The sequence below is a fragment of the Pseudarthrobacter sp. RHLT1-30-1 genome, from assembly GCF_059383415.1.
The window spans coordinates 114,437-126,693 of sequence record NZ_JBWZCG010000012.1 but is presented as its reverse complement, the minus strand read 5'-3'; the positions used below and the strand labels follow the sequence as shown (position 1 = coordinate 126,693).

Annotated in this window: 13 protein-coding genes; 8 read left to right on the top strand and 5 right to left on the bottom strand. The window is 67.2% G+C overall.

From position 1 onward, the window contains the following. From AC50YM_RS10985 to AC50YM_RS10975, 3 genes are all read right to left on the bottom strand, one after another. Positions 1 to 1,020: DUF222 domain-containing protein (locus tag AC50YM_RS10985; RefSeq protein WP_494956979.1), on the bottom strand; the 1,020-nt coding region annotated here is incomplete at its 3' end. Between the two features lie 286 nt (positions 1,021 to 1,306). Beyond that, positions 1,307 to 2,326: an MFS transporter gene (locus AC50YM_RS10980; RefSeq protein WP_494956978.1), complete on the bottom strand. Its 1,020-nt coding sequence runs from the start codon at positions 2,324 to 2,326 to the stop codon at positions 1,307 to 1,309. Continuing rightward, positions 2,326 to 2,541: a hypothetical protein gene (locus AC50YM_RS10975; protein ID WP_494956977.1), complete on the bottom strand. Its 216-nt coding sequence runs from the start codon at positions 2,539 to 2,541 to the stop codon at positions 2,326 to 2,328. The genes AC50YM_RS10980 and AC50YM_RS10975 overlap by 1 nt, the downstream gene beginning before the upstream one ends. A 154-nt stretch (positions 2,542 to 2,695) precedes the next feature. On the opposite strand from AC50YM_RS10975, the gene AC50YM_RS10970 reads away from it, so the two are divergent. From AC50YM_RS10970 to AC50YM_RS10960, 3 genes are all read left to right on the top strand, one after another. Continuing rightward, the gene (locus AC50YM_RS10970; RefSeq protein WP_494956976.1) at positions 2,696 to 3,091 is read left to right on the top strand and encodes a ClpX C4-type zinc finger protein; all 396 of its coding nucleotides are present in this window, start codon (positions 2,696 to 2,698) and stop codon (positions 3,089 to 3,091) included. Between the two features lie 62 nt (positions 3,092 to 3,153). Further along, on the top strand, positions 3,154 to 3,762 hold the full coding sequence (locus AC50YM_RS10965; protein WP_494956975.1) for a P-loop NTPase family protein: 609 nt from the start codon (positions 3,154 to 3,156) through the stop codon (positions 3,760 to 3,762). A gap of 21 nt (positions 3,763 to 3,783) precedes the next feature. Further along, positions 3,784 to 4,281: a hypothetical protein gene (locus AC50YM_RS10960; RefSeq protein ID WP_494956974.1), complete on the top strand. Its 498-nt coding sequence runs from the start codon at positions 3,784 to 3,786 to the stop codon at positions 4,279 to 4,281. A 33-nt stretch (positions 4,282 to 4,314) separates the two neighbouring features. Here AC50YM_RS10960 and AC50YM_RS10955 read toward each other — a convergent pair whose 3' ends face one another. Next, a complete protein-coding gene (locus AC50YM_RS10955) occupies positions 4,315 to 5,088 on the bottom strand; it encodes an IclR family transcriptional regulator (protein WP_494956973.1) in 774 nt (257 codons plus the stop codon). A gap of 60 nt (positions 5,089 to 5,148) precedes the next feature. Then, positions 5,149 to 6,867 carry a 4-oxocyclohex-2-ene-1-carboxylate 5-dehydrogenase gene (chcC2, locus tag AC50YM_RS10950; RefSeq protein ID WP_494956972.1) on the bottom strand — a complete coding sequence of 573 codons (1,719 nt, stop codon included), beginning with the start codon at positions 6,865 to 6,867 and terminating at the stop codon, positions 5,149 to 5,151. 129 nt (positions 6,868 to 6,996) lie between these two features. Here chcC2 and AC50YM_RS10945 point away from each other — a divergent pair, with 129 nt between their 5' ends. The 5 genes from AC50YM_RS10945 (at position 6,997) to AC50YM_RS10925 (ending at position 12,240) form a co-directional block, all read left to right on the top strand. Continuing rightward, on the top strand, positions 6,997 to 7,782 hold the full coding sequence (locus tag AC50YM_RS10945) for an IclR family transcriptional regulator (RefSeq protein WP_494956971.1): 786 nt from the start codon (positions 6,997 to 6,999) through the stop codon (positions 7,780 to 7,782). A gap of 108 nt (positions 7,783 to 7,890) precedes the next feature. Beyond that, a complete protein-coding gene (locus tag AC50YM_RS10940; protein ID WP_494956970.1) occupies positions 7,891 to 8,652 on the top strand; it encodes an SDR family NAD(P)-dependent oxidoreductase in 762 nt (253 codons plus the stop codon). 88 nt (positions 8,653 to 8,740) lie between these two features. Continuing rightward, the gene (gene chcC1, locus AC50YM_RS10935; protein ID WP_494956969.1) at positions 8,741 to 10,465 is read left to right on the top strand and encodes a 4-oxocyclohexanecarboxylate 2-dehydrogenase; all 1,725 of its coding nucleotides are present in this window, start codon (positions 8,741 to 8,743) and stop codon (positions 10,463 to 10,465) included. Between the two features lies 1 nt (position 10,466). Next, on the top strand, positions 10,467 to 10,796 hold the full coding sequence (locus tag AC50YM_RS10930; protein ID WP_494956984.1) for a Dabb family protein: 330 nt from the start codon (positions 10,467 to 10,469) through the stop codon (positions 10,794 to 10,796). A 10-nt stretch (positions 10,797 to 10,806) separates the two neighbouring features. Then, positions 10,807 to 12,240, top strand: a complete 1,434-nt coding sequence (locus tag AC50YM_RS10925; protein ID WP_494956968.1) for an MFS transporter — start codon at positions 10,807 to 10,809, stop codon at positions 12,238 to 12,240. The last annotated feature ends 17 nt before the right edge of the window (positions 12,241 to 12,257 follow it).

Sequence of the window (12,257 nt, the reverse complement as noted above, 5' to 3'; positions counted from 1 at the left end):
GATCGGCCCGTACCCGTCCAGCATCGCCGGTTCCTCGGTCGCGCCGAGCAGGGACATCACCGGGACGGTGATCAGGACCTGCGCCCGCGGCGACGGCACACCCCCGCCCTCCCCCCCACCTTCACCCTCAGTGCCGGTGGTGCCGGGCAGGCCGGTGGTGAGCAGCCAGGTCGCGGCGATGTCGGCGCGGAGCTGGGTCAGGGTGCGTGCCTCGGCGGGGCCCTGCAGCGCGCGGGCGGCCGCGGTGCTCCGGTCCCAGATCCCCGCCGCGGTATCGGCCGGGAGGTAGGCGGAGAACCAGGCCATCCCGTCGGTGTCCGGGCGGAATTCGACCCGCCGGTCCGCGACGCTCTTGGTGTGGCGTTTTTCGATGCTCTCCGCGTGGTGGCGTTCCCGCCAGGTCCGGGCCTTGGCCCGCAGCCGGCCCGGGACGAGTTCCCCGGCCGGGCAGCCCCGTGCCGGGTTGGGTGCGGCCGGGTCCAGGAAGTGCGCCTCCAGCGCCGCCGCGCCGGTCGGGTCCAGGTTCGTGGTTTCGTCCACCAGGACCCTCGCGTGCGCCCAGGAAATCGTCCCGGCCCTCAGCGCCGCGAGCGTCAGCGGCAGCCTCTCCGTCAGCGCCTGGCACTGGAAAAGGAACCCGTCGGCGGCCGCTTCACTCACCGTCAGCAGGCACGCGATCTCCGCCCGCACCGCCATCTCCTCCGCCGCGTTGTCCCGCAGCGACGCCGCCGGGGGCGCCAGCGCCTGCGTGTCCTTCACGATGTCCGCGGCCAGCTGCACCTTCAGCGCAGCCAGCGGGCCGTCCACCGCGACCACCAGGGCCAGCGCGTCCAGGGAACCATCCACCCGGTCCCGCATCGGATCATCCCGCAACGGATCAGGGCCGCCAATGCCGGATGATCCAGCGCGGTCAGCGCCGGCGCCCGCGCCGGCACCCGGGAAGGCAAACAGCGCCGCCGTCGCCGCCCCGACCGCCGCCAGGGCCTCCCTGCTCTCCACACTCAAGGCCGAGATATCCATGGACCAAGACTGTCAGTTACCTGCGACACTTTTAACGAACCACCACCGGCAGCGCGAGGGGCGCCGGCCCCGGCCGGCGACCCGGACTTGGATTTTCTTCATCCACAATTGCGTTCCCGGCCAGGACCGGGTCGAGGGCCGCCAGCGCAAACTTTCCACGCCGCCGTTGATCGGTTTGCCTGAACGCCGAAGCCAGCAGCCGTGGACCGGTTCCTTCTTTTTCTGCCACTCGACGTACCTGTTCTTGTAAGCCTGAGAATCGACGGTCCCGATGACCCCACAACCATCACAGGCTCGAGTTCGCGGAGCCTGCGGGGAATGTTGTCCAGCTCCGCATAGGTGAGAGGGCGATTGGGACAGCCGAAGCGCCGGCGAGCAGTGCCCAGATCCAGAGCACCGGTTGGACACCGATCCACGTGGCCACCGCGCCCCCGGCAAGACTGGCGACAGGCATAATTCCGAGGACGAAGAGTCTGTTGCTGGCCATGACTGTGCCAAGCGCGCCGGAGGGCGCGATCCGCGGGATGATACCGGCGCCCGCTACGGATATGACGACAACAAGGAAGGCCCACGCGAACGCCGAGACCCCGAGCCAGAGAGCCGGGAACCATGGGAGAACCGGGGCAAGGGGCGTCAGCGCGACGGCCGGGACGCTGGCGAGGGCACTAAGAATCCTGGTCATGCCAATGCCGAACTGTGTCAGGATGGCAGGTGCTGCGAAGGAGGCCGCAAGACCGCCCAGGGCTGCAAAAGTGCTGAGGAGCGCGAAAACGGCGGGGCTGAGCCCCAGAACGTTGAGCTCGTAAACCGCCGTAGCGGCGCTGCCGATCATGGTGGCAGCGTTGAGAAGCATTCCTGACAGGAAAAGACCCCTGAGCACCGGGTGATGAATGGTCAACGACAAGCCGGCCCGGGCCGCTGGCCAGAAGCCATCGTGTTCCCGCGGAGGTTTGACGTCTTCAACGACCTTGATGCTCCTGAGGGCAAGTGCGGACAGGGTGTAGGAGACTCCGGCAGTCACCAGCGCAAACGGTGCGGCGGTGGCACTGAGCAGCGCCCCCGTCAGGGACGGGGAGCCGACGGCGACCGCGCTGGCTGCCGACTGCAGCCGGGCATGGGCGTCGCTGATCCGACCCTGGCCCACCACCGACGGGAGGAACGCACCATGTGCGGTGGTGAACACAACATCGCCGACGCCGATCAACGCTACACAAGCCAGCAAGTGCCCGATTGTCATGGCACCGGCCAGGAAAGCCATAGGAACGCTTAGGACCACCAACGCCCGGAATACGTCCGCGGCGATCATCAACCGGCGCCGTCCGAGTCGGTCCACCCAGACGCCAATCGGCAGACCAGGACAAGGAATGCACTCATCCCCAGCGCGTTAATGATCCCCACCTCCAGTGCCCCGGCACCGAGCATCGAGACCGCAATGATCGGGGTCACGACACGGCTTGCCTCGTCTCCGATCCCTTCGAATGCGCTGGCCATCCACAGCTTCCGGAAAGAACGCAGCCGCATGAGCGATTCTCCGGCCGGCAGCCGGCGCAAGGCGTCGCTTTGAGGCTGTAAGGCCACGCCTGGCAATCTGTCAGGAATAACCTGACACGTCAAGTATGCTGGACAGCGTCAGCGTTTCATCCGAGGGAGAACGTCGTGGAAGAAGGAGAGTGCCATGGAAAATGGAATGCCTTTGGACAGCCCCTTGATGTGCAGCTTCTGCGCGGGACCGGCAGTCGCCTCACGTCGCCTGGTGGCGGGCCCCGGTGTTGCTATCTGCCAGGTATGTGCCGCAGCAGCCATGGATCTGTTCAGCAGCACGGATGGGGCACCCGGAGTTCCCCCCTGGGCGCAGATGACTGATGATGAACTACTGGCGCACCTTCCGGAAATCGCCGCCGTCGCCTCGCAGGTCGAAGAGAGGCTGAGTGCCTGGGTGGGTACGGCGCGCGACAGAGGAATCAGCTGGGCGCGCATTGGCTCGTCACTGGGAATGACCAGGCAGTCAGCCTGGGAGCGTTTTCAGCCCCGCACCGAAAGCCGGCACCGCGCGCTTGGCCGGATGCAGTAGCTATGCCACGCCTCTCACGGCCTTGGCGGCCGCCCCCGAACCAGCCTGTCTATGCTCAACACATGTACTCTCACAGCGAACCGCTTCCACATTCCCCGAAGCGGGTGCTCGTGGCCGGGGTGTCGGGTGCGGGGAAGACAACGCTCGCAGGGCGGATCACTGCCGCAACTGGAGGCACACACACGGAGATTGACGCGCTCTTCCACGGACCCGCGTGGACGCCGCGACCTCAGTTCCTCGCCGATGTGCGCTCCTTGGTCCGGGCGGAGTCGTGGACCACCGAGTGGCAGTACGACGCCGCGCGACCGCTGCTCGCGGAGAGCGCCGATACCTTGGTGTGGCTCGACCTCCCTTTTCTGCGCGTCACGCTTCCCCGCCTCCTCCGGCGTACCATCCGCCGGCGGCGAAGCCGGGAAGAGCTGTGGAACGGCAACATCGAAGCACCGCTTTGGACGGTTCTCACCGATCGCGACCACATCGTGCGCTGGGCCATTAGATCCAGGAAGAATTACAGAGCTGCCGTGCCCCGCCTCATCAGTGAACACCCGCACCTCATTGTGGTGCGGCTTCGGTCGCAACTCGAGGCTGAGGAATGGCTGTCCGGCCCCCTGCGTGGCGCCAACAGTTTCCTGCCCCCTGCGCGGCGCCATCAGTGTCAGACACCGGAGTGATTGTCCAATAGGGTGGGGCCCATGCCACAAACCGCGGGACAGAAGTTCGGATCGTTGGTGCTTCCGCTCTACTTGCTGGCGATCGCTGCCGGCGCGGCGGCCGGGGCAGCGGCGGGCGCTGTTGTGAGCGGGGTTTCGGCCATCCAACGGGCCATCGAACCGGAACTCGCCGTCGGCTGGGGACCTGGCGGCATTGGTATTTTCCCGGTTCTCGTCGGCTTGCCGGCTGGCGCCTTGATGGCCCTGGCCCCCGCGGCCGGGGCCGTTGTGGCCTTATTCGCGCAGGCCTGGAATGTGCCCTTCCCGTCCCTGCGGAGCCAGGCCCGGGCCGCGGCGTGGGGGGCTGGTTCGGCGTCGGTCTTACTGGCCGGTGGTGCATTGCTCCTGGACGGCCGGAATCCGGTGGCAGTCCTCGCCGCGGGTGCAGTTTTTGTTCTTGTTTCGTGCCTGGTCGCGCATGCGGTTACTGCCCGGCTGCTGCGGCACCTTGCGGCCGCTGAATCAACCGACCGAGCGTAGCTGCAGGGCTGCAAGCATCACCGCGGCCGACAGTCACAGCCGGCGTGGACCCGGGGCCGACGCCTTGAGGGCGCGGGCGATCCCGTGCGCTGCCGTCAGAAGTGCCGGAACGGTAAAAGGCACGGCGGCTTCGCCCCTGGGAACAATGGCATTGAGCGCAGCCGCAACTGTGCCGTCAGGGCCGAAGACCGGCACGGCGATGCCGGTCCATTCGGACACTCCGATCCCCGGGATAGCGACATAGCCACGCTGCCTGATCTCGGCCAGATGCTTCCGGATCAGGGCCGGGTCCGTGATGGTTTCCGGGGTCATCTTCTCCAGCCGGCCGGACAGCACCTCTTCCAGCACCGCGGATCCTGAGTACGCGAGCAGGACGAGCCCGGAGGACGCGGCATGGACCGGCATCCGCTGCGCGATTTGCGCCGCCCGCAGGGCGGAGTCCGGCGAAGAGAGGCGCTCCACGTAGAGCACGGTGCCATGGTCCAGCACGGCGAGGGTGGTGTGCTGGTGCACGGCCGCCTGGACATCCTCCATGTACGGCAGGGCCACTTCACGCAGATTCAGCGCCCTCGATCCCCGGGCGGCGAGCTCCCACATTCGCATCCCGGAACACAGATTTCCGTCCGGCAGCCGCTCGATCAGGCCATGCAGCACCAGATCGTCGACCAGTCGGTGCACTGTGGTCAGGGGCAGGCGCGCGCGGCTGGCGAGGCCGGAGAGCGTCATGGTCGGGAGATCCCGGTCGAAGGCGCTCATCAGCCGCACGACGCGGCTGATGACCGATTCACCGGAGGGGGAATTTGCCATGGCGCGCCCCGGCCCCTGCGTCGTCGGGAGTCACTTGCTCAGTCCGCCGTCGTCGGCTGATCAGACGCCGGCCACTCGGGTGATGCCCCGGTCGGCCGCGAGCTTCGCGATGTCCCGGCCGGCCCGGTAACCGAAGACCAGTGCCGGGCCGATGTGCGAGCCGTAGCCCGGGTAGCCGCCGCCGAAAACGCTGACGGCCGCCGCGCCGACGGCGATCAGGCCGGGCACCGCGGTTCCCTCTTCGGTGGTCACTTCGGAGCGTTCGTTGACGCCGATGCCGGCGAAGGTGCCCAGGTCGCCCATCTGGATCTTGGCTGCGTAGAACGGTCCCTTGCCAACCGGGGCCAGGTTCGGGTTCGGCTTGTGCTCCATGTCGCCACGGAAGTGGTTGTACAGCGTGGAGCCCCGGCCGAATGCCGGATCCTCGCCGAGTTCCGCTGCCGGGTTGAACGCTGCCACGGTTGCCGCCAGGCCCGCCGCGTCAATGCCGAGTTTGCGGGCCAGCTCCGCCAGGGTGTCCCCCTTGACGAGGTATCCGGTCTTGTAAAAGTAGCCGCGCGGCATCGGCCAGGGCTTGGCGTAGCCGATGCCGTACTTGTGCATCGTCTTCGCATCGCCGATCACGTACCCGAACGTTTTGTCCTCGTCTTTGTTGTGCGCGATCATGGTTCCGCCGAAGTCGTGGTAGCTGAGGGCTTCGTTCCCGAAGCGCTTGCCGTGGCGGTCGACGGCGATCAGGCCCGGCAGGCCGATGGCGCGCAGGTGCGGGAACAGCCGCTCTTTGCCGTTGAGGTATTTGAAAACCGTGACCGGCGCCCAGGACCCCACGCTGAACACCGAATTATCGATGTGCCCGCCGGCGCTGATGGCCAGGGTGGCGGCGTCACCGCCGTGGCCCACGGTCGGGGTGAAGTGGTCCTCGCCGTCGGGATCGTGCGGGAAGTACTGCTTGCGCAGTTCCTTGTTGCCGGAGAAGCCGCCGGCGGCCAGGATGAGGCCCAGGCGCGCCTCCACGGTGGCCGGGTGGTCTCCCCCAAGGACGGCGCCGGTGATGTTGCCGGCGTCGCCCCTCGTCAGGGAGAGTGCCGGCGAGGAATTCCAGAGGCGCACGCCGAGGTCATCCGCGCTTTTCACCATCCGGGTCATCAGCGCGTTGCCGTTGGACCGCAGAACCGGGCGCTGGTAGCGTGCCGCGTCCGCCCAGGTGCGCACCAGCTTTTTGGCAACGTAGACAAACGACTTGACCGACTGGTTCACATGGAAGAACTCGTTGATGTCCGGGCCAACCTGCGGCATGTAGCCGAAGACGGTGTAGGAGCTCAGGTAGGGCTGCATCAGGAGCCGCTTGTCCCCCAGCACCCGCGCGTCGACGTCCTGCGGCAGGATGGCCCGGCCGGAGAGTTTCGCGCCGGGCAGGTCCATCTTGTAGTCCGGGGACTTCTCCGGATAGGTGAACTTCACCTCGGTCTCGTTCTCAAAGAAGGAGATGGCTTCGGGCACGGTGTCCAGGAAGTTCCGCACCCCGGTCTCGTTGAACGTCTCCGGCGCCAGGCTTCGCAGGTACGTCTCCGCTTCCTCGCGGGTATCGCCCTGTTCCAGCCCCTGCCTGTTGCCGGGCACCCAAGCCCAGCCCGCGGAGATGGCCGTCGTGCCGCCGAAGTACTGCTCCTTCTCCGCGACGATCACGTTCAGTCCCTGCGAGGCGGCTTTCAACGCTGCAGCCATACCGGCCACACCGGACCCAATGACGAGGACATCACAAAGGACGGGTTTACTCATGGTTTTGCTCCGTTCAGTCGGCCCCGCGTCGTTGCGGCAGCCGGGTGGAATGCTTGACCCCCAGTAGAGCCGGTTACACGGATCACTGCGAGGTGGATTACCATTGAGCGGGAATCCTGAGGAGGATCAATGGCCAACTCCGCGTCGGGCGAGTCGATCATCGGCCGCTTCGTGAAGATCGTCAGCGCCTTCGACGACCGCCACCCCTCCATGAGCGTCGCGGAACTGGGCCGGCGCACCGGCCTGCCCGTGACCACCGCGTACCGTCTGGTCAACGACCTGCTGCTGGAGCGTCTGCTCGACCGGGACCCGGGCGGCAATGTGCACATCGGGACCCGGATGTGGGAGCTGGTGTCGCGCGGTTCCAAGATGGTGGGGCTGCGGGAAGCCGCCCTGCCGTTCATGGAGGACGTCCAGGCCGTGGTCCAGCATTCCACGACTCTGGGTATCCTCGATTCCGATGAGGTCCTGTACATCGAGCGGATCGGCTCGCATTCCACCATTGTGGACATCACAAAAATCGCCGGCCGCCTCCCGCTGCACGCCACGTCCTCAGGACTGGTGCTGCTGGCCAATGCGCCGTCCGAGTACCAGGAGACCGCCCTGGCCCGGCCCCTGGCGAAGTTCACCGAAACCACCCTCACCGACCCTCCCCAGCTGCGCCGGCACCTGGCCGAAATCCGGCAGCGGGGCTACGCGGTGATGCCCGGGGTGATCGTGACGGAATCCAGCGGCATTGCCGTCCCCGTCTTCGGCCCGGACAATACCGTCGTCGCCGCACTGAGCGTCGTGGTGCCCCGGAACGAGGAGAACGTACCGGCCCGGGTTCCGGTTCTGATGGCCTCCGCACGCGGCATCTCCCGCGCCCTGGGCTGGCGCGGCGAACTCAAGGGCGCCCTCCGCCAGAGCTACTAGGCGTTAATTTTCCGTTCATCGGCAATCCTGTGGTCCCCATCACAGCCCCGCTGTCACTCTGGCTAAGACGCAGCAAAGAGGCTGCAGGAGTTACGAGGAGCAGACCACATGAACATCACAGCGAACCGCGTGGCCGGTAAGACCGCAATCGTCACCGGCGGCCGCGGCGATCTGGGCAGTGCCACCGCCGCCCTGCTGGCCCAGCACGGCGCCAAGGTGGCCAGCCTCGACGTTGCCGGCGTCCCGGCCGCCGCCACCCACCCCGGCATCAGCCAGTACGACGTCGACGTGACCAGCGAGGACAGCGTCGCCCGCGCGATCCGCCGGATCAGCGACGACCTCGGCACGCCGGACATCCTGGTGAACGCCGCCGGCATCATCGGCCCCGCCGGCGCATCCCATACCGCCTCCGTCGCCGACTTCGACACGATCTTCAATGTCAACGTCAAGGGCGTCTGGCTGATGACCAAGTACGTGGTTCCGGGCATGATCGAAAAGGGTGCCGGCAGCATCGTGAATTTCTCCTCGATCCACGGCCTCACCGGCGGCAAGAACGTTCCGCTGTACCACGCCACGAAGGGCGCCGTGCGGCTGCTGAGCAAGTCCGATGCGGCCGCCTACGGCGGCCGCGGCATCCGGGTGAACTCCATCCACCCCGGATCCATGAACACCCGGATGAGCCGCCGCTCCGCCGAACAGTCCGACATCGGCGCAGAGCTGTACTACCAGCAACTGGTCGGCTCCAACCCGCTTCCCCGCCAGGGCGAGCCGGACGAAATCGCCTACGGCGTCCTGTACCTGGCCTCCGATGAATCCCGTTTCACCACCGGCTCCGAGCTCGTGATCGACGGCGGCTACACCGCCGTCTGAGGTCCCGCCCGACGCTCCGCCCAGTCACGTTCCCGGGGGCTGCCCCGCAGCCTGGTCGGAACTTCTTCTTCCCTGAAAGGCAACACCCATGAAATTCGTCAATGGACCCGCATCCGACCGCTACGACGTCGTTGTCGTCGGCTCTGGCGCCGGCGCCCTCACCGCGGCGGCCACCGCAGCCCGAGCCGGCAAATCCGTCGTCGTCCTGGAGAAGAGCGCCCTGCTGGGCGGGACTTCTGCCGTCTCCGGCGGCATGCTCTGGGTGGCCGACAACCACCACGCCCGCGAAGCCGGCATCACCGATTCGAAGGAAGCGGCCGCCGAGTACGTGCGGGCCGTGGCCCGCGGACGCGGTCGGGAGGAGCTCCTGGACGCCGCCCTGGACTACGGGGACCAGATGCTCCGCTTCGTCGAAGCAGAATGCGGCGTCCGCTTCATCTTCCTGGACAACTTCCCCGACTACCGCCAGGACCTGCCCGGCGCCATGGAGGGCGGCCGCACGGTCGAGCCCGAGCTGTTCAACTCCAAGAAGGCGCTCGGCGCCCTCACCGCACATGTCCGCACCGACGGCCGCGCCCCGTTCACCATGCAGGAATACGAAAGCTGGGGCGCCTTCACCAGGTTCCCCTGGGACGACCTCAACCAGCGCCAGGCCGACGGGCTCGTCGCCAAAGGCCAGGCCCTCGTGTCCATGCTCCTGGCCAGCCTGGTCCGCGACGGCGCAGCCCTGGTCACCGGCGCCCGCGGACACCGGCTGCTCACCGGCGGCAGCCGGGTCACCGGCGTCGAACTCGAATCCGGCGAAGTTTTCCAGGCGAACGACGGCGTGGTGCTCGCCACGGGCGGCTTCGAATGGGACAAGGCGCTGGCCGACTCGATGCTCGCCTCGCGGCTGCACACGATGTGCTCGCCGCCCTCGAACACCGGCGACGGGCTGCGGATGTCCCAGCGGATCGGCGGCCAGACCCGCGGCACCCGTGAGGCCTGGTGGGCCCCGATGTCCGTCACCGGCGACACCCGCGACGGACAGCCGATCGGAACCCTGCTCCGCTTCGAGCGGCAGGGCCCCGGATCCCTGATGGTCAACCGGCACGGCCGCCGCTTCGCCAACGAATCCCAGAACTACAACGACTTGGCCCGGAGCCTGCAGTCCTGGGATTCGCCCCGGAACCAGACACTCAACACCCCCGCGCACGTAATCGTCGACCACGCCTACCTGGAGCGCTACGGCATCCTGGCCCACCGCGCCGGGCAGCCCACCCCTGCCTACCTGACCGAGGCGGCAACCCTGGCGGAACTCGCGGCCAAGATCAATGTCCCCGCCGAAAACCTCAGTGCGACGGTGGCGCGGTTCAACGAATACGCGCTCAAGGGCGAAGACCCCGACTTCGGCCGCGGCGAAAGCGCCTACGACAAATACTGGGGCGACGACAACAACCCGCACCCGAACCCGTCCCTGGGCCCGCTGCAGGCCGGACCGTTCTATGCCCTGGAAGTGGTCAACGGCGCCTTCGGCACCAACGGTGGCGTCGCCACCGACGGCCGGGCCCGCGTCCTGGACGTCGACAACCGCCCCATCGAGGGCCTCTACGCCGCCGGCAACACCACCGAAAACGCCTACGCCGCGGGCTACCCCGGCGCCGGTGCCACCCTCGGCCCGATCATGACGATGGGCTACCTCGCCGGCCGCACCATCGCCGGCGCGGATCCCGCTTTCGTCTCCGGTTCCCCGGCCTCCGCCGAAGCACCCGCCGAAGCACCCGCCGAAACCGCCGCCACTGCCGAGGCCAGCGCTGAACTGGTGAGTGCCTGAGATGATCCGCCACACAGTACTTTTCAAGTTCAAACCGGAGTTCCCGCCCGCCGACAAGCAGGCCTGGATTGCCGGGCTCAACAAGATGACCGGGAACATCCCCGGCATGCTCAGCCTGACTCACGGCCCGGACCTGCTCAACACCGAGCGGTCCTTCGATTACGCCATCGTGGCGGACTTCGAGAAGGTCGAGGACATCGCGGTGTACAACACCCATCCGCTGCACGAGCCGCTCAAGGCCTACTCATTCCCCAACAGCCAGCAGATCCTCGCGGTGGACTTCCACCTCGGGGATACCCCGCCGGCTGCCGCTAAGACAACGTTGTCCTAAGGAGATCCCCATGCACACTGCACCCGCTCCCAGCCTGGCCGCACGCAAGACCCCGCGGAAGGCGGCCCTGGCCTCGTTCCTGGGCAGCACGCTGGAGTACTACGACTTCTTCATCTACGGGACGGCCGCCGCGCTGGTCTTCCCGCACCTGTTTTTCCCGTCCGCCGACCCCGCCCTCGGACTCGTTGCGGCCTTTGCCACCTTCGGCGTCGCCTACGTGGCCCGGCCCGTCGGCGGACTGGTGATGGGCCACTTCGGGGACAAGCTGGGGCGCAAGAAGATCCTGCTGCTCACCCTGGGCATCATGGGCCTGGCTTCGCTGGGCATCGGTTTCCTGCCCAGCTACGAACAAGTCGGCATCTGGGCGCCGATCCTGCTGGTGGCCGGCCGCCTGGCCCAAGGCTTCTCCGCCGGGGCCGAGTCCGCCGGGGCCTCCACGCTCACCCTGGAGCACTCCCCGGAAGGCAAACGGGGCTTTTACACCAGCTTCGTAATGACCGGCTACGCCTCCGGTATGGTGCTGGCCACCCTGGTCTTCATCCCGGTCACGGCCCTCCCGCAGGAAGCCATGATGAGCTGGGGCTGGCGGATCCCGTTCTGGCTCTCCATTGTGGTGCTGGGCATCGCCTACTGGGTCCGGACGCACCTGGACGAGACCCCGGTGTTCGAGGAGGCGCAGGAAAAGCAGCAGGTCGCCCCGATGCCGGTCAAGGAAGTCCTCAAGTTCCAGGGCGCCGATGTCCTGCGGGTGGTGGGGATGTCCATTATGTCCGTGATGCAGACCATCTTCACGGTCTTCGGACTGGCGTACGCCACCTCCACCGCAGGATTTGACCGGGCCTCGATCCTGACCGTCAACGCCGTGGCCATTGGGCTGTCGATGTTCGCCATGCCGCTGGCCGCGAAACTGTCGGACCGGATCGGCCGGCGCCCGGTGATGCTGACTGCAGCAATCGGCTGCTCGGTCACGATCTTCCTGTACTTCCTGTCGCTCTCCTCGGGCAACATCGTGCTGGTCTTCCTGGCCGCTTTCCTGAACATGACGGTGCTGTACTCGGGGTTCAACGGCATCTGGCCCTCGTTCTTCGCCGAGCAGTTCGCCGCCCCCGTGCGCTACACCGGCATGGCGATGGGAAACCAGCTGGGACTCGTTCTGGCAGGTTTCGGCCCGATGATCGCCGGCCTGCTGCTGGCCCCCGGCATCACCGGCTGGATTCCCGTGGCCGTTTTCGCCACGGTCTGCATGCTGATTGCGGCCGCCTCGGTGTACTTCTCCCGCGAGACGTTCAGGACCCCGATCGGGGAACTGGGCGCACCGTACCTGGCCGGCACTGCCCGGCGCCGGGAGCTGCTTGCCGAGGAACTGCTTGCCCAGGAACTGCTCGCCCACGAGACACTCGCCGCCCAGCAGCAGCCGGCCCGGCCGGCACTGCAGCTTCCCTGACCGCCCGACACTGAGGA

Bases quoted from the DNA above. Each gene is read 5' to 3' on its own strand.
- AC50YM_RS10980 (WP_494956978.1), bottom strand. From the start codon at position 2,326: ATGATCGCCGCGGACGTATTCCGGGCGTTGGTGGTCCTAAGCGTTCCT.
- AC50YM_RS10975 (WP_494956977.1), bottom strand. From the start codon at position 2,541: ATGCGGCTGCGTTCTTTCCGGAAGCTGTGGATGGCCAGCGCATTCGAA.
- AC50YM_RS10970 (WP_494956976.1), top strand. From the start codon at position 2,696: ATGGAAAATGGAATGCCTTTGGACAGCCCCTTGATGTGCAGCTTCTGC.
- AC50YM_RS10965 (WP_494956975.1), top strand. From the start codon at position 3,154: ATGTACTCTCACAGCGAACCGCTTCCACATTCCCCGAAGCGGGTGCTC.
- AC50YM_RS10960 (WP_494956974.1), top strand. From the start codon at position 3,784: ATGCCACAAACCGCGGGACAGAAGTTCGGATCGTTGGTGCTTCCGCTC.
- AC50YM_RS10955 (WP_494956973.1), bottom strand. From the start codon at position 5,088: ATGGCAAATTCCCCCTCCGGTGAATCGGTCATCAGCCGCGTCGTGCGG.
- chcC2 (WP_494956972.1), bottom strand. From the start codon at position 6,867: ATGAGTAAACCCGTCCTTTGTGATGTCCTCGTCATTGGGTCCGGTGTG.
- AC50YM_RS10945 (WP_494956971.1), top strand. From the start codon at position 6,997: ATGGCCAACTCCGCGTCGGGCGAGTCGATCATCGGCCGCTTCGTGAAG.
- AC50YM_RS10940 (WP_494956970.1), top strand. From the start codon at position 7,891: ATGAACATCACAGCGAACCGCGTGGCCGGTAAGACCGCAATCGTCACC.
- chcC1 (WP_494956969.1), top strand. From the start codon at position 8,741: ATGAAATTCGTCAATGGACCCGCATCCGACCGCTACGACGTCGTTGTC.
- AC50YM_RS10930 (WP_494956984.1), top strand. From the start codon at position 10,467: ATGATCCGCCACACAGTACTTTTCAAGTTCAAACCGGAGTTCCCGCCC.
- AC50YM_RS10925 (WP_494956968.1), top strand. From the start codon at position 10,807: ATGCACACTGCACCCGCTCCCAGCCTGGCCGCACGCAAGACCCCGCGG.